The sequence below is a fragment of the Marinovum sp. genome (assembly GCF_034669705.1).
GTDB lineage: Bacteria > Pseudomonadota > Alphaproteobacteria > Rhodobacterales > Rhodobacteraceae > Marinovum.
Map to the genome: position 1 here is coordinate 61729 of NZ_JAXMOR010000010.1, position 20859 is coordinate 82587.

Consider the following 20859-nt stretch of genomic DNA (forward strand, 5'->3'; position numbering starts at 1 on the left):
CACCGGCGCTCGGGCTTGAGCGAACTGGCCTCACTGATCACGCTGTTCGCAGCGGCCTTCGGGGCGGCAACCCTGTTGCCGTTCCAGTCGGAAGTTGTCTTTGTCGGCATGCAGCTGCGCGAAACCGCGCCGCTGGGCCTGCTGCTGTTCTGGGCCAGCCTTGGCAACGTGCTGGGCTCCTGCGTCAATTACCTGATCGGCCGTTTCGCCGCGCAATACGAGGACCGGCGCTGGTTTCCGGTGTCGCGCCACGTGATGGCGCGGGCCGAGCGCTGGTACGCCAAATGGGGCTACTGGACCCTGCTGCTCAGCTGGGCGCCCTTCGGCGATGGCGTCACCGTCGTCGCCGGGGTGCTGCGCACCCGGTTCTGGCTGTTCCTGCTGCTGGTCACCCTTGCCAAGACCGGCCGCTACATCGTGCTGGCCTGGGCCACGGCGCAGATCTGAGCGCTATTGCTGCGCCTCGACGCGGCGGTTGAGGTCGTTGTGCCTGGCGATGATCTCCTCGGGCCATTGCGCCTTGATGAAGGCCAGCACCGCCCGGATCTCATCGTCGCTCAGCAGATCGCCGAAGCCCTGCATGTCGGACACAATCGCACCGCCGGTCACCGCCTCGGTGCCCTGTTTGGTGATGGCAAAGAGCTGGGCATCGGAGTGATGCCAGGTGTGGCCGGTCTCGTCATGCGGCGGCGCGCGATAACCGCCGTCGTCGCGGCGATCGCGCCAGTCCTCTTCGCCTTCGAGCGCCGCGCCATGGCAGGCGGCGCAGTTTTCGGCATAGAGCGCCGCGCCCTGCGCGACGGCGGCGCTGTCCCAATAGGGAAACAGCCCTGCCGCATCCTCGGGTCGGTCGGCGCCGGCGAGCGGCGCGGCGGCCAGTGCCAGGGTCAGCGCGAGGGGAATGCCCGGTTTCATCATGCCTGTCTCTCCATCTTTGTGCCCCGCCTCGGGGCTTCCTGCGCCGGAAGGTCAAATCACCGCCGCGTGATCTTCGCCGCCACTGGACGCAGGCCGCCGGAACCATTACCTCGACCGCAACAGTCCCGGAGACCGCCATGACCGCCTTGCCCCAGCTTACGCTCTATCTCGCCGCGCCGCGCGGCTTTTGCGCAGGCGTCGACCGGGCGATCAAGATCGTCGAGATGGCGCTGGAGAAGTGGGGTGCGCCGGTGTTTGTCCGCCACGAGATCGTGCACAACAAGTTTGTGGTCGACGACCTCAAGGCCAAGGGCGCGGTCTTTGTCGAGGAGCTCGAGGAGTGCCCCGATGACCGGCCGGTGATCTTCTCGGCCCATGGCGTGCCGAAATCGGTGCCGCAGGCGGCCGCGGCGCGCGAGATGGTCTTTGTCGATGCCACCTGCCCGCTGGTGTCTAAGGTCCATATCGAGGCCCAGCGCCATTTCGAGAACGGCTTGCAAATGATCATGATCGGCCACGCCGGCCATCCCGAGACCGTGGGCACCATGGGCCAGCTGCCAGAGGGCGAGGTGCTGCTGGTCGAGACCGTCGCCGACGTGGCCGAAGTGGCGGTGCGCGACCCCGGGCGGATCGCCTTCGTCACCCAGACCACCCTGTCGGTGGATGACACCGCCGAGATTGTCGCAGCGCTCAAGGCGCGGTTTCCGGCCATCGTCGGCCCGCACAAGGAAGACATCTGCTATGCCACCACCAACCGCCAGGAGGCGGTCAAGGCGATGGCGGCACGCTGCGACGCCATGCTGGTGGTGGGCGCGCCCAACTCTTCGAACTCGCGCCGGCTGGTCGAGGTCGGCCGCCGTGCCGGCTGTGGCTATTCGCAGCTGGTCCAGCGCGCCACCGACATCGACTGGCGGGCGCTGGACGGCATCCGCTCGGTCGGCATCACCGCCGGTGCCTCGGCTCCGGAAGTGCTGGTGAACGAGGTGATCGACGCCTTCAGCGCGCGCTATGACGTCACCGTCGAGCAGGTCGAAACCGCCCGCGAGAACGTCGAGTTCAAGGTGCCCCGCGTGCTGCGCCAGCCGGCCTGAGACCGCCGGGGGATGGCGGCGTCAGACGGTGGCGCGGCGAGCGAAGCCGTTTGCCACTCCCGTCGCCGGCCGCGGACCCTTTGAATAGTCCCGTGGCGGCCCCGGCACCTCAGAGGTACTCCCGTGGCCGGCCGCGTCTGCGTTGCGCCTCCCGCGGGGCACCTTGCACTCCATTGTTCCTCTCGCGGCCAGCTTTGCCGCCACCGGCCGGTCGCCACCCCCTCCATCTGGTGTTGCCGCCAGGCCCATGGGCGATAAGGGTCACCGGCATCAACCCTAATCCCGGTTAATCTTACCGAGGTTGGAGTTAACATCAGCGCTCGCTGTCGCCGGTCCCCCCTCAGCGCCGGTCCCCCCAGCGCCGGGCATCCCATTCGAAGCTCACCCTTAACAGCGACTAACCTTAACGCCGGTTAACCTTAACGATTTCGGCCCTGACAGGGATCAACCTTGACGCCAGCCCCCTGAAGAGCTTCGACCGTGATAAGGCCGCGCCCCGTTGCGCGCGCCCCCAAGGCATCCGGCCTTTGACAGCCCGCCCGCCATCGGGCACCCTCGTGCGACCAAACCGCGAGACCCGCCATGCTCAGCCCGCAATTCCTGCTCACCGCCCTCGTCGTCGTGCTCGCCCCCGGGACCGGGGTGATCTACACCGTGGCGCTCGGTCTCGGACAAGGCCGCCGGGCCGCGCTCTGGGCGGCGCTGGGCTGTACGTTCGGCATCCTGCCGGCACTGCTGGCGGCGGCGCTGGGGTTGGCGGCGCTGCTGCACAGTTCCGCCCTGCTGTTCAATCTGGTGAAATACGCCGGTGTCGCCTACCTGCTCTGGCTCGCCTGGCAGTCGCTGAAATCCGGTGGCGCGCTGCAGGTCCGCGCCAGCGACAGCGTCGAGAGCGGACCCCACATTGCCCTGCGGGGGGTGCTGATCAACACGCTCAACCCCAAGCTCTCGATCTTCTTCCTCGCGCTGCTGCCGCCGTTCCTGTCAGGCAATCCGGCCACGGCAACCGCCGAGATTGCTCTGCTCGGCGGTGTCTTCATGGCGCTCACCTTCGTAGTCTTCGCGCTCTACGGCGCCTTTGCCGCCGCCGCCCGCCGGCTGATCCTTGGCTCCCGGCGCACCATGGCCTGGCTCAACCGCAGCTTCGCCGGGGTCTTCACACTGCTCGCCGGACGGCTGGCGCTCGACCGCGCCTGACACCCTTCGCACCGGTCGCCGCCGCCGTCTCGGGCGCGAATGCGCGCATCGCCCTTGCAACCTGCCGCCGGCTTTGTCATCTGGCGTCAGACCACAGCCAAGGAGTGCCAGATGACCGAGCTTTTCGCCTATACCGACGGCGCCTGTTCCGGCAATCCCGGCCCCGGCGGCTGGGGTGCGCTGATGCAGGCCAAGGAGGGCAGCACGGTCGTCAAGGAGCGCGAGCTCAAGGGCGGCGAGGCGCGCACCACCAACAACCGCATGGAACTTCTGGCGGCGATCCACGCGCTCGAGGCACTGGAGCGGGCGTCGAAGATCACCGTCGTCACCGACAGCGCCTATGTCAAAAACGGCGTCACCGGCTGGATCCACGGCTGGAAACGCAACGGCTGGAAGACCGCCGCCAAGAAGCCGGTCAAGAACGTCGAGCTCTGGCAGCGGCTGGACGAGGCGCAGGCGCGCCACGACGTGACCTGGGAATGGGTCAAGGGCCACGCCGGCCACCCCGAGAACGAACGCGCCGACGAGTTGGCGCGCGCCGGCATGGCGCCGTTCAAGAGCTGAGCTACTGGAAGCAGGCGGCGCGCCCGTCGCGTTCGATCGTCGCCGCCCCGTCGAGGATCGAGGCCGAGCGCTTGCGCAGCCCGGCCGTGGGCTTGCTGGCCGAACGCTCCTTGGGGTTGGGCAGCACCATGGCCAGCCGCGCCGCCTGGGTCGGCGTCAGCTGGCCGGGTCCGACCCCGAAGTAATGCCGTGCCGCCGCCTCGACGCCAAAGACCCCCTCGTCAAACTCGGCGACGTTGAGATAGACCTCGAGAATGCGGCGCTTTGACCAGACCGCCTCGACCAGCGGCGTGATCGCCGCCTCGAGCAGCTTGCGCGCCCAGTTGCGGCCGTGCCAGAGATAGACGTTCTTCACCACCTGCTGGCTGATCGTCGAGGCGCCGCGGGTGCCGCCCTCGGCCATCGCCGCCTTGATCGCGGCGACATCGAACCCCCAATGCTGGCAGAAGTTGGCATCCTCGGCCGCCACCGCCGCGCGCGCCATCACCGGCGCGATATGATCCATCGGCACCCAGACATGGTCGATGCCGCCCAGCCGGGCGCTTTCCTGCCGCATATAGAGCGTCTTCGGCGGGTTGAAGACCGAGAACAGGATCACCGCGAAAGCCATGATCAGGAAGGCCACCGAGATCGTCCGCAGCACCCAGCGCCGGATCCAGCGGTGCGGACGAAAGGGCGCGCGTTTCGCCGCCGGTTGTTTTGATTTTGCCTTGCCTGCCATGCGCGCACATTACCCCCGGATCAAACGCAATCCTAGGCCAACAATCTCCCCCCTGCGCCTTCATCTTGCGCACTAAACCTCAGGCGGACGGCTATCGTAGCGCCATCGGTGCAAGCCCGATGGACGGTCATGCTGGCGCCCTCGGGCAAGCCCGATGGACGGCAATCTCAGCGCCATCGGTGCGAGTCCGATGGACGGCGCACAGATCCCCAAGCCTGATCGGCCTGCGCAAGGCAGGTCCAAACGAAATAGCGCGCCGGGGTCTCCCCCGGCGCGCGTCTCTTGATCTCTGACGGAGCCGCTTATTCCGCCGGCACCGCCGCCTCTTCCACGGTCAGCGGATGCGGCAGCTTGTCGAGCATCTCCAGCGGACAGACCTGGACGAAGTTGCCCTTCTCGGCCTCCCAGTGCTGCAGGATGTCGGCCGCGGCGCGGCTGCCGGTCTCTTGCAGATGGCGCTCGATCAAGCCACGCAGCTGCGCTTCCCAGTGCTCCACGCTCACCGGGTTGACGGTCAGCGTCTCCATGTTGATCAGCTTGTCGGTGGCGCCCTTGGGGTCGTAGATATAGGCCATACCACCGGTCATCCCGGCCCCGAAGTTGGCGCCGACCGACCCGAGGATCACCGCGACACCGCCGGTCATGTATTCACAGCCATTCGAGCCACAGCCCTCGATCACCACCTTCGCACCCGAGTTGCGCACCGCGAACCGCTCGCCCGCGCGGCCGGCGGCAAAAAGATAGCCGTCGGTGGCCCCATAGAGCACGGTATTGCCGATGATCGTGTTGTCGCGCGCGGTCAGCGGGCTGACCATCGGCGGCCGCACCACGATGGTGCCGCCCGACAGGCCCTTGCCGACATAGTCATTGGCATCGCCCGAGACCTCGAGCTTGAGTCCCGGCGCCGCAAAGGCGCCCAGCGACTGGCCGGCCGACCCCTGCAGCTTGACCGTCAGGTGATCGGGCTGCAGCACGTTGCGCATGCCGAAGTTCTTGACGATATGGCTCGAGGTCCGCGTGCCGACGGTGCGGTGGGTGTTCTGCACCGCGTATTGCAGCTGCATCTTCTCGCCATCCTCGAGGAAGCGCTGCGCATCGCGCACGATTTCCGCATCGAGCGTGTCCGGCACCGCGTTGCGCGGCTTGTTGCGGTCGTACTTGATCGCATGCGCGCCATCGACGGTGATCAGCAGCGGGTTGAGGTCGAGATCGTCGAGATGGTCTGAACCGCGCGAGACCTGGGTCAAAAGGTCGGCCCGGCCGATCACCTCGTCAAGCGAGGTGGCACCGATAGAAGCCAGAACCTCGCGCACTTCCTGGGCGTAGAAGGTGATCAGGTTGACCACCTTGTCGGCGTTGCCGGAGAACTTGGCGCGCAGGCTTTCGTCCTGGGTGCAGACGCCCACCGGGCAGGTGTTCGACTGGCACTGGCGCACCATGATGCAGCCCATGGCGATCAGCGCGGCGGTACCGATGCCGTATTCCTCGGCCCCCATCATCGCCGCCATGACGATGTCACGCCCGGTGCGCAGCCCGCCGTCGGTGCGCAGGGTGATGCGCGAGCGCAGGTTGTTCATTGCCAGCACCTGATGCGCCTCGGTCAGGCCCATCTCCCACGGCAGGCCGGCGTATTTGATCGAGGTCGCGGGCGAGGCCCCGGTGCCGCCATTGTGGCCCGAGATCAGGATCACGTCGGCCTTGGCCTTGGCCACGCCGGCGGCAATCGTGCCGACGCCGGAAGAGGCCACCAGCTTGACCGTCACCTTGCAGCGCGGGTTGATCTGCTTGAGGTCGTAAATCAGCTGCGCCAGATCCTCGATCGAATAGATGTCGTGGTGCGGCGGCGGCGAGATCAGCGTCACGCCCTTGGTCGAATGCCGCAACCGCGCGATCAGGTCGGTGACCTTCATGCCGGGCAGCTGGCCGCCCTCGCCGGGCTTGGCACCCTGCGCCACCTTGATCTCGAGCTCTTCGCACTGGTTGAGGTATTCCGCGGTGACGCCGAAGCGGCCAGAGGCCACCTGCTTGATCTTGGCCGAGGGGTTGTCGCCGTTGGGCTCGGGCACGAAATGCGCCGGATCCTCGCCGCCCTCACCACTGTCGGAGCGCGCGCCGATGCGGTTCATCGCCACGTTCAGCGTCTTGTGCGCCTCGGGGCTGAGCGCGCCGAGCGACATGCCGGGGGTGACGAAGCGCTTGCGGATCGCAGTGACGCTTTCCACCTCTTCCACCGCGATCGCCTCGCCCAGCGGCTTGATCGCCAGCAGGTCGCGCAGGTGGATCGGCGGGTTCGACTGCATCGCCTGGCTGTACTTCTTCCACAGCCCGTAGGACGCGGTGTTGCAGGCCATCTGCATCATGTGCATGGTCTGCGCGCCCCAGGCATGGGTCTCGCCGGATTTGCGCGCCTTGTAGAAACCGCCGATCGGCAGCACGTCACGGCCCTGCTTGAAGGCCAGGGCGTGGACCGCCTCGAGCTTTTTCTGGATGCCGGAGACGCCGATGCCGGAGATCCGGCTCAGCATGCCGGGGAAATATTCGGCACACATCGCGCGCGACAGGCCCACCGCCTCGAAGTTGAGACCGCCGCGATAGGACGACAGCACCGAGATGCCCATCTTGGACATGATCTTGAGCAGGCCCTGGTCGACGGCATTGCGGTAGCGCGCCACATTCTCGGTCAGCGTGCCATCGAGCAGGCCGCGGCCGATGCGGTCGGCAAGGCTGTCCTCGGCGAGATAGGCGTTGACGATGGTCGCGCCCGAGCCGATCAGCACCGCGAAGTAATGCGGATCGATGCATTCCGCAGAGCGCACGTTGAGCGAGCAGAAGGTCCGCAGACCCTTGCGCGTCAGATGGCTGTGCACCGCGCTTGTGGCCAGGATCATCGGCATGCCGATCCGGTCGGGGCCGAGCCCCTCGTCGGTCAGCACCAGATGGCCCGCGCCCGAGCGCACCGCATCTTCGGCCTCGGCGCGGATGCGCTCGAGCCCGACACGCAGGGCACCGTCGCCGCCATTGACCGGGAAGGTACAGTCGATGCTCACCATGTCGGCGTTGAAATGCGTCTTCAGCTCTTCGAACTGCGCATTGCCGACAAACGGGCTGTCGACCACCAGGATCTCGGTCTGGGCCGAGGATTCCTCGAGCACGTTCTTGAGGTTGCCGAACCGCGTCTTGAGGCTCATCACCCGGTATTCACGCAGGCTGTCGATCGGCGGGTTGGTCACCTGGCTGAAGTTCTGGCGGAAGTAGTGGCTCAGCGGGCGGTACTTGGTCGAGAGCACCGCCGACGGCGTGTCGTCGCCCATCGAGGCGATCATTTCCTTGCCGTCCTCGGCCATCGGCGCCAGCACCTGCTCGAGCTCTTCGATGCTGTAGCCGGCCGCGATCTGGCGCTTGCGCAGGTCGTCGCCCTCATGCAGCGCCGTTTCGGTGACCTGCGACAGCGCGTCGTCGAGCTCGCTGATCTTGCCGACCCATTCGCCGAAGGGCCGCGCATTGGCCATTTTGTCCTTGATCTCGGTGTCGTGGTAGAGCTTGCCCTCTTTCATGTCGACGGCCAGCAGCTGCCCCGGGCCAAGCGCGCCCTTTTCCACCACGGTGGCCTCGTCTACCGGCACCATGCCGGCCTCTGAACCGGCGATCACCAGCCCGTCGCCGGTGACCACATAGCGCATCGGGCGCAGACCGTTGCGGTCGAGACCGGCACAGACCCAGCGGCCGTCGGTCATCGCCAGCGCCGCGGGGCCGTCCCACGGCTCCATGACGGAGTTGCAATAGGAGTACATGTCGCGCCAGGCCTGCGGCAGTTCCACCGCCTGCTTGGACCAGGACTCCGGCACCAGCATGGTCTTGGCCATCGGTGCGTCGCGGCCGGCGCGCACCAGCACCTCGAACACCGCATCCAGCGCCGCCGAGTCAGACGAGCCCTGTGCCACGATCGGCTTGATGTCATCGGCAAAGTCGCCAAAGGTCGCCGAGGCCATGCGGATCTCGTGGCTGCGCATCCAGTTCAGGTTGCCCTTGAGCGTGTTGATCTCGCCGTTATGCGCCAGCATGCGGAACGGCTGCGCCAGCCACCACTGCGGAAAGGTGTTGGTGGAATAGCGCTGGTGATAGATCGCAAAGGCGGATTCGAAGCGCGCGTCCTTGAGGTCGGGATAGAACTCGGCGACCTGCTCGGCCAGCATCATGCCCTTGTAGATGATCGACCGGCACGACAGCGAGGCGAGGTAGAGCTGCGCCACGCCGGCCGCGGCGGCGGCCTTCTCGATGCGGCGGCGGATGACATAGAGCTCGCGTTCGAACTGCTCCTCGTCGACGCCCTTGGAGTTGGAAATCAGGATCTGCTCGATCTCGGGGCGGGTGGCATTGGCCTTTTCGCCCAGCACCGAGATATCAACCGGCACGTGGCGCCAGCCATAGATGTAGTAGCCCATGCGCAGGACTTCGGTCTCGACGATGGTCCGGCAGATCTCCTGACCGCCGAAATCGGTGCGCGGCAGGAACACCTGGCCCACCGCCAGCAGCTGGTTTTCGCGCGGCTCGTGGCCAGTGCGGCGGACCTGGTCATAGAAGAACGGCACCGGGATCTGCACGTGGATGCCGGCGCCATCGCCGGTCATGCCGTCGGCGTCGACAGCACCGCGGTGCCAGATCGCCTTGAGCGCGTTGATGCCGTTCTCGACAACCTTGCGCGACGGCTTGCCATCCTGCGCCACCACGAGGCCCACGCCGCAGGAGGAATGCTCATGCTCTTCGCGGAACATGCCGTTGTCTTCCATCCACTTGCGCTTGGCTTCCTCGGCGCGCACCCATTCGGCATCATATTTTGTCATGGTTCAGGATCCTTCCACATTGGCACCGAACGAGGCGAGCGTCTCTGCCTTCGTCAGCCGCTGATGTTCTCCGCCCAGCTCGAAGCCGGCGGCGTGTTCGTCAAAGAAAATCTCTTTTTCCAGCTCCAGCCCGCTGACATCGTCGAGCAGGCCAAGTGCGACTTCGTAATCTCCGGCGCCGTCCTGGCCCTCGTCATAGCGATACCACAGTGCGCTGCCGCATTCCGCGCAGCTGCAGCGGCTGGCCCACTCAGAGGAGCGGAAGGCGCGGATATGCTCCGCCCCTTCGATCTCGATCTCGGCCGCCTTCACCGAGACCGCGGCCATGGCGACGCCAGCCCAGCGGCGGCACATCTCACAATGGCAGACGTGGAACGTTTCCGGCACGGTGGCGGTGAAGGACACCGCCCCGCAAAGACACTGGCCGGTCCGACGCGCGGGCACCGGCCTCACTCCGCCGCGATCGGCGAGGTCAGCCTGGCGTCGAGCCGCTTGAGGATCGCGGCGGCGCAGTCGCGCCCGTCGCGGATCGCCCAGACGACGAGACTGGCGCCGCGCACGATGTCGCCCACCGCGTAGACCCCTTCGAGATCGGTCGCGCCGGTCTCGAACTCGGCCTTGACGGTGCCCCAGCGGGTGACCGACAGCTCGGGCGCGTTCCACAGCGTCGGCAGCTCTTCGGGCTCGAACCCCAGCGCCTTGATCACCAGATCGGCATCCTCGACATAGTCGGAGCCCTCGATCACCTCGGGCGCCTGACGGCCGGTGGCATCGGGGTGGCCCAGGCGCATGCGCTGCACCATGACACCGGTGACGTCATCGCCGGCAAAGCCCTGCGGCGCGGTCAGCCATTCGAACTGCACGCCCTCTTCCTCGGCATTGGCGACCTCGCGCTGCGAGCCCGGCATGTTGGTGCGGTCGCGGCGATAGAGGCATTTGACGCTCTCGGCACCCTGGCGGATCGCGGTACGGACACAGTCCATCGCGGTGTCGCCGCCGCCGATGACGACGACCTTCTTGCCCTTGGCGTTCAACTCGCCGCTCTCGTATTCCGGCACCGTGTCGCCGAAGTTGGCGGCGCGGTTCGAGGCGGTGAGATAGTCGATCGCCTTGACGATGCCATTGGCGCCAGAGCCGGGGCCTTTGAGGTCGCGCGACTTGTAGACCCCGGTGGCGATGATCACCGCGTCATGGGCGGCGCGTATCTCTTCAAAGGAGATATCCTCGCCGACGTTGCAGTTCAGCTTGAAGGTGACGCCGCCGGCCTCGAGCTGCTTGTTGCGGCGCATGACCACGTGCTTTTCCAGCTTGAAGCCCGGGATGCCATAGGTCAGCAGCCCGCCGGCGCGGTCATAGCGGTCATAGACGGTGACCTGGATGCCGGCACGGCGCAGCATGTCGGCGGCCGCGAGGCCCCCCGGGCCGGCGCCGATGATACCAACGCTCTCGGTGCGCTCCTGCGCCGGGTTGGCGGGCAGCACCCAGCCGTTTTCCCAGGCGGTGTCGGTGATGTATTTCTCGACCGAGCCGATGGTCACGGTGCCGTGGCCAGACTGCTCGATCACGCAGTTGCCTTCGCAGAGACGGTCCTGCGGGCAGATGCGGCCGCAGATCTCGGGGAAGGTATTGGTGGCCTGAGAGATCTCATAGGCCTCTTTCAGCCGCCCGGTCGCGGTCAGGTTGAGCCAGTCGGGAATATTGTTGTGCAGCGGACAGTGGCTCTGACAATAGGGCACGCCGCATTGGCTGCACCGCGACGATTGCTCTTCGGCCTTGGCGCGGGCAAACTCGGCATAGATTTCGTCAAAATCGCTGTTGCGCACATTCGCATCGCGCTTTTCCGGCATGTCGCGCTCGATCTGCACGAATTTCAACATGGGCTGCTTGGCCATATCGCTGGAGCTCCGGGTTGTGGTGGCTGTTGCTGCGCTTTTTACATCAGGGTTTCCGCCATGAAAAGGCAGGAGTGCTGACCTATTATCATGTGAATCGTGGTTTCACGCAGGAAATTTTGCCGCAAGGCAGAAATTTCCGGTCCGATACGGACCTATATTCCCGTTTCCCTCTGTTTTCCTATGGGTTTATAGAGGCCGTGTTTCTTCAGCAGGGCCAGCCCGCATGACGCTTTTTCATCTTCTGATTGTGGCCGTGATTCAGGGCATCACCGAATTCCTGCCAGTTTCGAGCTCCGGCCACCTGATCCTGCTGCCGAATCTCACCGGCATGGCAGACCAGGGCCAGGCGATCGACGTTGCGGTGCACGTCGGCACCCTGGGCGCGGTGATCCTCTATTTCTGGTCAGACGTGCGGATTGCCTTGGCCGGGCTGCCCCGCCTGATGCGTGGCCGGACCGACACGCCGGGGGCGCGGCTTGCCTGTCTGCTGATCATCGCGACGGTGCCGGTGATCATCGCGGGACTGCTGCTCAAGCTCACCGGTCTCGATGACGCCCTGCGCTCGGTCACGGTGATCGGCTGGACCATGCTGATCTTTGGCCTCGTGCTCTGGTGGGCCGACCAGAAGGGCAGTTCGGAGCGCCGCGCCGAGGACTGGACGACCCGCCACGCCTGGATCCTAGGGCTCTGGCAGGCGGTGGCGCTGATCCCCGGCACCTCGCGCTCGGGCATCGTGATCACCGGCGCGCGGGCGCTGGGCTATGCGCGTTCAGACGCGGCGCGGCTGTCGATGCTGATGTCGATACCGACGATCCTCGCCTCCGGCGCCCTGCTCGGCGCCGAGGTGGTGGGCGAGGCCGACTGGGAGATGCTGCGGCTTGCCGGCATCGGCGCAGCCTTCGCCTTTGTCTCGGCGCTGCTGGCGCTGGCGCTGATGATGCGGCTGCTGCGCTCGGTCAGCTTCACGCCCTATGTGGTCTACCGGGTCGTGCTGGGCATCCTTCTGATCTGGCTGGGCTATACTACCTGACCAGACACCGCGCGCTGGTACGTACAAGAATTTCTCACCTCAACCGTGATTATTTTGAATTATTCTGTTGCATGGCTTTGCGGTACATGGACGGCAGGGTTTCTGGTGTGGCCTCTGATGGAAACGCACCAATCGCACGCCATGGAGATCACAATGAAGATTTCGACTTTCGCGACTGCCGCCCTTTTCGCCGCCTCGCTCGCCGGCGGCGCCCTGGCCCAGGGCACGGTCGAGGACAAGATGACCACGATCAAGCCGGCCTCTGAGGTCGGTGGCCAGCAGATCGGCATGCTCGACTGCACCATCGAGGGTGGCTGGGGCATGATCCTCGGCTCGTCCAAGGCGGTCAACTGCGCCTTCGAACACCGTGACGGCTCGAAAGAGATGTACGCCGGCTCGATGGACAAGCTAGGGCTCGACATCGGCATGACCGAGAAAAGCTACATGACCTGGGTCGTCTTCACCACCGCCGAGAACAAGCCCGGCGACATGGCGCTGGCCGGCACCTACCTTGGCGTTTCGGCCGGGGCGTCGCTGGGCATCGGCCTTGGCGCCAATGCGCTGGTCGGCGGCTCGGGCAAGCAGATCGGTCTGCAGCCGGTCAGCGTCGAGACCGTCTCGGGCGTGAACATGGCGCTGGCGCTGGCCTCGCTGACATTGACACCGGCGCAATAATCCGCGCAGATCGGTGTGAACGGGCCCGGGCAACCGGGCCCTCTTGCATTTGAAAGGACACCACCATGACAGGACGGGACATCCGCCGGCCGCTGCTGGCGGCCCTCGCCGCCACCACGCTGGCCGCCGGGCCGGCCACCCTGGCCGCCCAGGACCGCCACCTCGCCTTCGAACTCGGAGGCGGTCTGGCCTACGCGCCGGCCTATGAGGGCTCTGACGAGTACAGCTCGACGCCGAGCTTCCAGGGCAGCCTGCAGTCTCTGGGCTTCGGCTCGATGGCACTTGGCGGCGGCGATGCCACCGGGTTCGGCATCGCGCCCTCCTTCGGCTATGTCGGCGCCCGCGACTCGTCGGATTACGACGAGCTGAAGGGCATGGACGATGTCGACTGGACCGTCGAGGTCGGGCTCAAGGCGAAATACACCTGGGACAGCGCCGAGGTCTCGGCCGCGGTGCGCAAGGGGTTCAACGGCCATGAGGGCGTGGTGGCCGACCTGGCCGCCGATGCCATCCTGCGTCCCGATGCCCGCACCACGATCCGGGTCGGCCCACGGCTGAGCCTGGCCAATGACGAATATGCCGACACCTATTTCTCGGTGCCGGCCGCCGCCCGCAACCTTAGCGCCTATTCTGCCGAGGGCGGACTGAAATCCGTCGGTGCCGAGATCAGCGCGCGGCGCGAGCTGACCGACATCTGGTCGATCGAAGGCTCGCTCGGCTACGAGCGGTTGACGAACGATTTCGAGGACAGCCCGGTCACCCGCGCCGGCAGCCGCGATCAGGTGCGCGTCGGCGTGTCGCTGATCCGGCAGTTCGACTGGCGGTTCTGACCCTGGCGAGGGTGGGTTTCAAACCCACCCTACGGGACGGTCGGTGGCGGTGGGTTAAAAACCCACCCTACGGGGCGATGAAGAGGCGCGGCACGCGTAGGGTGGGTTTGCAACCCACCGCACCTGCCACGCCCGCCGCACCCTACCCCTGCAGCGACTTCACCACCAGCTCGCCTTCCGAGCGGGCCTGCATCGCCCGCGCCGCGGCATGGGCGGCGGCGGCCGTGGTGAAATAGGGGATCTTGTCATAGAGCGCGACCGAGCGGATATCGCGCGAATCCTCGACTGCAGCCGCCCCCTCGGTGGTGTTCATCACCACGGAAATCTCGCCGTTCTTGAGCATGTCGACGATGTTCGGCCGGCCCTCGTAGACCTTCTTGACCAGATCCGCCTTGATCCCGTGCTCGGCGAGGAACTTTGCCGTGCCCGCGGTCGCGACAAGGGAAAAGCCCAATCCGTCGAGGATCTGCGCGGTCTCCACCAGCTCCGGCGTCTTGTCGGCGTCCTTGATCGAGAAGAACACCTTGCCGGCCTCGGGGCCGCCCTCTGGCAGCACCATCCCGGCGCCCATCTGCGCCTTGAGGAAGGCGCGGGCAAAGCTGCGATCCCAGCCCATGACCTCGCCGGTCGAGCGCATTTCCGGCCCGAGGATGGTGTCGACGCCGGGGAAGCGGGCAAAGGGCAGCACCGCCTCCTTGACCGAGAACCACGGCATGTCCGGATCGGCCAGCGTCATCGGATCGGCCAGCGGCAGCACGGTGTCGTAATCGGCGTTCTCCGGATAGGGCGGGCGCATCGGAAAGGCCGAAAGCTTTTCGCCGGCCATCACCCGCGCGGCGATGGAGGCAATGGCGCTGTCGGTGGCCTTGGCGACGAAAGGCACCGTGCGCGAGGCGCGCGGGTTGACCTCGATCAAGTAGATGTCGCCGTCCTTGATCGCGAACTGGATGTTCATCAGCCCGACGACGTTGAGCGCGCGGGCCAGCGCCTCGGTCTGCACCTTGATCTCGGCCAGCACCTCTTTCGACAGCGAATAGGGCGGCAGCGAGCAGGCGCTGTCGCCCGAGTGCACGCCGGCCTCTTCGATGTGCTGCATGATGCCGGCAACGTGCACCTGTTCGCCGTCGCAGAGCGCGTCGACGTCCAATTCCACCGCCCCCGACAGGTAGCTGTCGAGCAGCACCGGGCTGTCGCCCGAGACCACCACGGCCTCGGCGATGTAGCGCTCGAGATGCGCCATGTCGCGGACGATCTCCATCGCGCGGCCGCCCAGCACGTAGGACGGGCGGATCACCAGCGGAAAGCCGATATCCTCGGCAATCGCCAATGCCTGCGCGTCGGTCGAGGCGATGCCGTTCTTCGGCTGCTTCAGCCCCAGCTCGTTGACCAGCGCCTGAAAGCGCTCGCGGTCCTCGGCCAGGTCGATGGCGTCCGGCGTGGTGCCGAGGATCGGGATGCCCTCGGATTCCAGCGCATTGGCCAGCTTCAGCGGCGTCTGCCCACCGAACTGGACGATGACACCGTGCAAGGTGCCGTTGTCCTGCTCGACGCGGAGGATCTCCATCACGTGCTCGAAGGTCAGCGGCTCGAAGTACAGCCTGTCGCTCGTGTCATAGTCGGTCGACACGGTCTCGGGGTTGCAGTTGACCATGATGGTCTCGTAGCCCGCGTCGGTCAGCGCGAAACAGGCGTGACAGCAGCAATAGTCGAACTCGATCCCCTGCCCGATCCGGTTGGGACCGCCGCCGAGGATGACGACCTTCTTCTTGTCCGACGGCCGCGCCTCGCATTCCACCTCGCCCATCATCGGGGCCTCGTAGGTCGAATACATGTAGGGCGTCTGTGCCTCGAACTCGGCAGCGCAGGTGTCGATCCGCTTGAAAGCGGCGACGACGTTCTTGGAAATCCGCCGGTTGCGCACGTCCTTCTCGGAAAAGCCGGTCAGCTTGGCCAGCCGCGCGTCGGTGAAGCCCATCATCTTGAGATGGCGCAGGCCGGCCTCATCGCTCGGAAGCCCTTCGGCCTTCACGCGCTCCTCGGCCTCGACGATCTCGCGGATGCGGGCAAGGAACCAGGGGTCGAACATGGTGGTGGCGTGGATTTCCTCGTCTGACAGACCGTGGCGCATCGCCTGGGCAATCGTGCGCATCCGGTCCGGGGTCTGCTGGCTGATCGCCTTGATGACCGCCGATTTCTCCGGCGCGCCGGCAATCTTGACCTCGTCAAAGCCGGTGAGGCCCGATTCCATCGAGGCCAGCGCCTTTTGCAGCGACTCGTGGATGGTGCGGCCGATGGCCATCGCCTCGCCCACCGATTTCATCGCGGTGGTGAGGTAGGGCTTGGAGCCGGGGAACTTCTCGAAGGCGAACTTGGGGATCTTGGTGACGACATAGTCGATGGTCGGCTCGAAGGACGCGGGCGTGACCTTGGTGATGTCATTGTCCAACTCGTCGAGCGTATAGCCCACCGCCAACTTGGCGGCGATCTTGGCGATCGGGAAGCCGGTGGCTTTCGATGCCAGCGCCGAGGACCGCGACACCCGCGGGTTCATCTCGATCACCACCATGCGGCCGTCTTCGGGGTTGACCGCCCATTGCACGTTGGACCCGCCGGTCTCGACGCCGATCTCGCGCAGCACGGCGATGGAGCCGTTGCGCATGATCTGGTATTCCTTGTCGGTCAGCGTCAGCGCCGGCGCCACGGTGATCGAATCGCCGGTATGCACGCCCATCGGGTCGACGTTCTCGATGGCGCAGACGATGATCGCATTGTCCGCCTTGTCGCGGACGACCTCCATCTCGAATTCCTTCCAGCCGAGCAGCGACTCGTCGACGAGGATTTGGTTGACCGGCGAGGCATCCATGCCGGTGCGGCAATAGTGGATGTAATCCTCACGATTATAGGCCACGCCGCCACCGGTCCCGCCGAGCGTAAACGCAGGCCGGATGATCGCCGGCAGGCCGATCTCTTCCAGCTCGTCGAGCGCCATCTGCACCCCGGCGTCCAGGTCGGCAGACCCATTGGCGCGTTTCGGCGCGGTGATGATGGTGGCCTTGGGGTTCTCGAGCCCGATCCGGTCCATCGCCTCGCGGAACAGCTTGCGGTCCTCGGCCATCTCGATGGCCTCGCGCTTGGCGCCGATCATCTCGACGCCGTACTTGTCGAGCACGCCCATCTCTTCCAGCGCCAGCGAGGTGTTCAGCCCGGTCTGGCCGCCCATGGTTGGCAACAGCGCGTCGGGGCGCTCCTTCTCGATGATCTTGGCGACGACCTCCGGGGTGATCGGCTCGATATAGGTGGCGTCCGCCAGTCCCGGGTCGGTCATGATCGTCGCCGGGTTGGAGTTCACCAGGATCACCCGGTAGCCCTCTTCGCGCAGCGCCTTGCAGGCCTGGGCGCCGGAGTAGTCGAACTCGCAGGCCTGTCCAATGACAATCGGCCCCGCGCCAATGATCATGATCGACTGGATATCGGTTCTTTTGGGCATATCGGTCCTCGGGGTTCAGCGCGGGGGAGAGTGGGCGCAGGGCGCAAATTGTCGTGGGTTATAGACATGCGCCGCCGGGGTTCAAGGCCGAAAGCCGGTCGTTCCGCGGACAAAACGACCGGCTTGTGCCTTTAATTAAGGCTTTACTTAAATAAGAGCCGGCCGGATAATCCGTTGTACCGACTCACCGAACAGAGACAGGCTGACCATGACCGCCCTGCCGCAGACCTTTTCCGCCCTCTCCGACCCGGTGCGCTTTGCCATGGTCGAGCGGTTGCTGGCCGAGGGTGAATTGCCGGCCGGGCGGCTGGGCGAGGGGTTCGACATCTCGGCACCGGCGGTGTCGCAACACCTGGGCGTGCTGCGCGAGGCCGGGCTGGTCAACCGTCGCGCCAGAGCGCAGCAACGACTCTATTCGATCCGGCCGGAGGGGCTTCTGGCGGTGGCCAACTGGGCCGATGAGGCCCGGCGGTTCTGGGAGGCCAGCCTCGACCGGCTGGAAAAGGTACTGGGCAAGGAGGCCAAGAAGAATGAGTGACATCGCCGAGAGAACCGAACTGACGCTGGAGCGGCGGTTCAAGGCCCCGGTGGACCGGGTGTGGGAGGTGGTCACACAGCCCGAGACCATGGTGCTCTGGTTCGGCCATGACGGCTGGACCATGGAGAGCCACGATCTCGATTTCACCCGCCCCGGCCCCTGGTACGCCTTCATGCGCAGCGCCGAGGGCAACCGTTTCGACGTCAGCGGCGCGGTGACCGAGGTTTCGCCGCCGCGTCACGTGGCCTTTACCTGGGCCTGGCATGATGCCCTGGGCGCCCGCGGGCATGAAAGCCGGGTCAGCTTCACCATCGCGCCGGCCGGTGATGTCACGGTCTTTACCCTGCATCACACCGGCCTGCCGGACGCCGAGACCGCAAGCTCTCACGCGGGCGGCTGGGCTGCGGTGCTGGCGCGGCTGGAGCGGCAGTTTACCGACTGATTTCAACCCGACCGATCAAAAAGGAGGTCATTATGACGAAATACATGTTTGCTTATCACGGTGGCGGCATGCCGGAGACCGAAGAAGAGGGCAAGAAGGCAATGGCGGCCTGGGGCTCCTGGATGGAAGGGCTGGGCGACAAGCTGGTCGAAGGCGGCAACCCGGTGGGCATGTCCTCGACCCTGACCGACGGCGGGCTCAAGGATGGCGGCGGGGCCAATCCGCTCTCTGGCTGGTCGATCGTCGAGGCCGGCTCGGTCGAAGAGGCCGCCGAACTCGGCAAGGGCTGCCCGATCCTCGAGGGCGGCAAGGGCACGATCGAGATCGCCCCGATCATGGAGATGTGAGGCGGGCGCTCCTCGGGCCCCTTGGGGGGCCCTCCTCGCGAGGACGCCCCACCGGGGCGGAGGAGCCCCTCTTTGCTTGACTTTCAGCCACAGGCAAGGTGTATCGGCGCGAACCTCGAATGACCCCCGGAGCCGCCAGATGCACCCCTACCGCAGCCATACCTGCGCCGAACTGAACAAATCCAACGTCGGCGAGACCGTCCGCCTGTCCGGCTGGGTCCATCGCGTGCGCGATCACGGCGGGGTGCTCTTCATCGACCTGCGCGACACCTATGGCATCACCCAGGTGCTCTGCGACAGCGACAGCCCGGTGTTCAGCCAGATGGAAAAGGTCCGCTCCGAGTGGTGCATCCGCATCGACGGCACCGTCAAGGCGCGCGACGAGAGCCTGGTCAACCCCAAGCTGCCCACCGGCGAGATCGAGGTCTATGTCCGCGACATGGAAGTGCTGGGCAGCGCCGACGAGCTGCCGCTGATCGTCTTCGGCGATCAGGAATACCCCGAGGAAACCCGCCTGCGCTATCGCTATCTCGACCTGCGCCGCGAGGTGATGCAGCGCAACATGAAGCTGCGCTCGGACGTGGTGGCCGCGATGCGCCGCCGGATGTGGGAGGCCGATTTCCGCGAGTTCCAGACCCCGATCATCACCGCCTCCTCGCCCGAGGGCGCGCGCGACTTCCTGGTGCCGTCACGGCTGCACCCCGGCAAGTTCTATGCCCTGCCGCAGGCGCCGCAGCAGTTCAAGCAGCTGATCATGGTCTCTGGCTTCGACAAGTATTTCCAGATCGCCCCCTGTTTCCGCGACGAGGACCCGCGCGCCGACCGCTCGCCCACCGATTTCTACCAGCTCGACATGGAGATGAGCTTCGTCACCCAGCAGGATGTCTTCGACACCATCCAGCCGGTGCTGGCCGGCGTCTTCGAGGAGTTCGGCGGCGGCCGCAAGGTCGACCAGGACTGGCCGCAGATCTCCTACAAGGACGCCGCGCTGTGGTATGGCACCGACAAGCCCGACCTGCGCAACCCGATCAAGATGCAGGTGGTCTCCGAGCATTTCGCGGGCTCCGGCTTTGCGATCTTTGCCAAGCTCTTGGAGCAGGAGGGCACCGAAATCCGCGCCATTCCCGCGCCCAAGGGCGGCAGCCGCAAGTTCTGTGACCGCATGAACAAGTTCGCCCAGGAGCAGGGCCTGCCCGGCATGGGCTATATCTTCTGGCGTGAAAGGGGCTCCAAGGTTTCATCGTCTGACGCTGAGGAGAGGATGAAAAAGATCCGAGAGCTTCCGGCAGCGGAGGTGAAGGACAAAGCATGGGGTATCTGGTTTGAGGACGCACTGCCGCAAAACTACTGGCCGGACGTAATCGCCCTGCTTGAAGAGGCCAAAGACAAAAACAACTCGGAAAAAGTTGAACTTCTATCTAAGCTCTTGGAAAGCGGAGTAGAGCCAGCCGGCCCGCTCGCCAAGAACATCGGCCCCGAGCGCACCGAGGCGATCCGCCAGCAGCTCGGTCTCGAGGTCGGCGATGCCGCCTTCTTTCTCGGCGGCAAACCCAAGACCTTCGAGGCGGTCGCCGGCCGCGCCCGCACCGTGATCGGCGAGGAGCTTGGCCTGACCGACAAGGACCGCTTCGCCTTTGCCTGGATCGTCGACTTCCCGATCTATGAAAAGGATGCGGAGACCGGCAAGATCGACTTCGAACACAACCCGTTTTCCATGCCGCAGGGCGGGATGGCGGCGCTCGAGGGCGATCCGCTCGAGGTCAAGGGCTACCAGTACGACCTGGCTTGCAACGGCTACGAGCTGGTCTCCGGCGCGATCCGGAACCACAAGCCCGAGATCATGTTCAAGGCCTTCGAGATCGCGGGCTATGGCGAGGATGAGGTGCGCAAGCGCTTCGGCGGGCTGGTCAACGCCTTCCAGTACGGCGCCCCGCCGCACGGCGGCTGCGCCGCCGGCATCGACCGCATCGTCATGCTCTTGGCCGAGCAGGAGAACATCCGCGAAGTCATCATGTTCCCGATGAACCAGCGCGCCGAGGACCTGATGATGCAGGCACCCTCAGAGCCGATGTCGGACCAGCTGATGGAACTGGGGCTGCGGGTCATTCCGCAGGAATAACCCGGAAACCAATCGGCCATCACGGCGTTACCTCCTCATGGAGGACGCAAGATGAGACGATTGTTGAAATACATGGCGCTCTGGAAGCTGTTTCGCCGCTTCTTTCGCCGCAGATGACAAAGGCCGGGCACAGTCCCGGCCTTTCGTCTTTATTGCCCCGGTGC

Annotated in this window: 17 protein-coding genes; 11 read left to right on the forward strand and 6 right to left on the reverse strand. The window is 65.7% G+C overall.

The annotated features are described in order from the left end of the window. The first annotated feature begins 15 nt into the window (after positions 1 to 15). Complete coding sequence (locus VOI27_RS09400) at positions 16 to 447, forward strand: YqaA family protein (protein ID WP_323765075.1); 432 nt, start codon at positions 16 to 18, stop codon at positions 445 to 447. A 3-nt stretch (positions 448 to 450) separates the two neighbouring features. Here the strand turns inward: VOI27_RS09400 and VOI27_RS09405 are convergent, their stop codons facing one another. Next, entirely contained in the window at positions 451 to 915 is a 465-nt protein-coding gene (locus VOI27_RS09405) for a c-type cytochrome (RefSeq protein WP_416374664.1), read from the reverse strand. Between the two features lie 140 nt (positions 916 to 1055). On the opposite strand from VOI27_RS09405, the gene ispH reads away from it, so the two are divergent. The 3 genes from ispH to rnhA all read left to right on the forward strand — a co-directional run bounded on the left by ispH (position 1056) and on the right by rnhA (position 3770). Beyond that, entirely contained in the window at positions 1056 to 2009 is a 954-nt protein-coding gene (gene ispH, locus VOI27_RS09410; protein WP_323765077.1) for a 4-hydroxy-3-methylbut-2-enyl diphosphate reductase, read from the forward strand. A 582-nt stretch (positions 2010 to 2591) separates the two neighbouring features. After that, a complete protein-coding gene (locus VOI27_RS09415; protein ID WP_323765078.1) occupies positions 2592 to 3206 on the forward strand; it encodes a LysE family translocator in 615 nt (204 codons plus the stop codon). A gap of 111 nt (positions 3207 to 3317) precedes the next feature. Continuing rightward, positions 3318 to 3770 carry a ribonuclease HI gene (gene rnhA / locus VOI27_RS09420; RefSeq protein WP_323765079.1) on the forward strand — a complete coding sequence of 151 codons (453 nt, stop codon included), beginning with the start codon at positions 3318 to 3320 and terminating at the stop codon, positions 3768 to 3770. Position 3771: 1 nt separating this feature from the next. On the opposite strand, the gene mtgA is transcribed toward rnhA, so the two are convergent. The 4 genes from mtgA to VOI27_RS09440 form a co-directional block, all read right to left on the reverse strand. Further along, positions 3772 to 4491 carry a monofunctional biosynthetic peptidoglycan transglycosylase gene (gene mtgA / locus VOI27_RS09425; protein ID WP_323765080.1) on the reverse strand — a complete coding sequence of 240 codons (720 nt, stop codon included), beginning with the start codon at positions 4489 to 4491 and terminating at the stop codon, positions 3772 to 3774. Between the two features lie 302 nt (positions 4492 to 4793). Beyond that, the gene (gltB, locus tag VOI27_RS09430) at positions 4794 to 9332 is read right to left on the reverse strand and encodes a glutamate synthase large subunit (RefSeq protein WP_323765081.1); all 4539 of its coding nucleotides are present in this window, start codon (positions 9330 to 9332) and stop codon (positions 4794 to 4796) included. Positions 9333 to 9335: 3 nt separating this feature from the next. Then, the gene (locus VOI27_RS09435) at positions 9336 to 9776 is read right to left on the reverse strand and encodes a GFA family protein (protein WP_323765082.1); all 441 of its coding nucleotides are present in this window, start codon (positions 9774 to 9776) and stop codon (positions 9336 to 9338) included. A gap of 5 nt (positions 9777 to 9781) precedes the next feature. Next, positions 9782 to 11224 carry an NAD(P)-dependent oxidoreductase gene (locus VOI27_RS09440; RefSeq protein ID WP_323765083.1) on the reverse strand — a complete coding sequence of 481 codons (1443 nt, stop codon included), beginning with the start codon at positions 11222 to 11224 and terminating at the stop codon, positions 9782 to 9784. 226 nt (positions 11225 to 11450) lie between these two features. Between VOI27_RS09440 and VOI27_RS09445 the strand changes: the two genes are divergently transcribed. The 3 genes from VOI27_RS09445 to VOI27_RS09455 all read left to right on the forward strand — a co-directional run bounded on the left by VOI27_RS09445 (position 11451) and on the right by VOI27_RS09455 (position 13762). Next, on the forward strand, positions 11451 to 12257 hold the full coding sequence (locus VOI27_RS09445) for an undecaprenyl-diphosphate phosphatase (protein WP_323765084.1): 807 nt from the start codon (positions 11451 to 11453) through the stop codon (positions 12255 to 12257). A gap of 153 nt (positions 12258 to 12410) precedes the next feature. Continuing rightward, entirely contained in the window at positions 12411 to 12932 is a 522-nt protein-coding gene (locus VOI27_RS09450; RefSeq protein WP_323765085.1) for a DUF992 domain-containing protein, read from the forward strand. 65 nt (positions 12933 to 12997) lie between these two features. Next, positions 12998 to 13762, forward strand: coding sequence for a MipA/OmpV family protein (locus VOI27_RS09455; protein WP_323765086.1), 765 nt, complete (start codon positions 12998 to 13000; stop codon positions 13760 to 13762). A gap of 142 nt (positions 13763 to 13904) precedes the next feature. On the opposite strand, the gene carB is transcribed toward VOI27_RS09455, so the two are convergent. Continuing rightward, entirely contained in the window at positions 13905 to 17249 is a 3345-nt protein-coding gene (gene carB / locus VOI27_RS09460) for a carbamoyl-phosphate synthase large subunit (RefSeq protein ID WP_323765087.1), read from the reverse strand. 208 nt (positions 17250 to 17457) lie between these two features. On the opposite strand from carB, the gene VOI27_RS09465 reads away from it, so the two are divergent. From VOI27_RS09465 to aspS, 4 genes are all read left to right on the forward strand, one after another. Continuing rightward, the gene (locus VOI27_RS09465; RefSeq protein WP_323765088.1) at positions 17458 to 17787 is read left to right on the forward strand and encodes a metalloregulator ArsR/SmtB family transcription factor; all 330 of its coding nucleotides are present in this window, start codon (positions 17458 to 17460) and stop codon (positions 17785 to 17787) included. Then, a complete protein-coding gene (locus VOI27_RS09470) occupies positions 17780 to 18229 on the forward strand; it encodes an SRPBCC domain-containing protein (protein ID WP_323765089.1) in 450 nt (149 codons plus the stop codon). Before VOI27_RS09465 ends, VOI27_RS09470 begins: the two co-directional genes overlap by 8 nt. Before the next feature lie 32 nt (positions 18230 to 18261). Next, a complete protein-coding gene (locus tag VOI27_RS09475; protein ID WP_323765090.1) occupies positions 18262 to 18576 on the forward strand; it encodes a hypothetical protein in 315 nt (104 codons plus the stop codon). A gap of 139 nt (positions 18577 to 18715) precedes the next feature. Beyond that, positions 18716 to 20695 carry an aspartate--tRNA ligase gene (aspS, locus tag VOI27_RS09480; RefSeq protein ID WP_323765091.1) on the forward strand — a complete coding sequence of 660 codons (1980 nt, stop codon included), beginning with the start codon at positions 18716 to 18718 and terminating at the stop codon, positions 20693 to 20695. Positions 20696 to 20859: the final 164 nt, after the last annotated feature.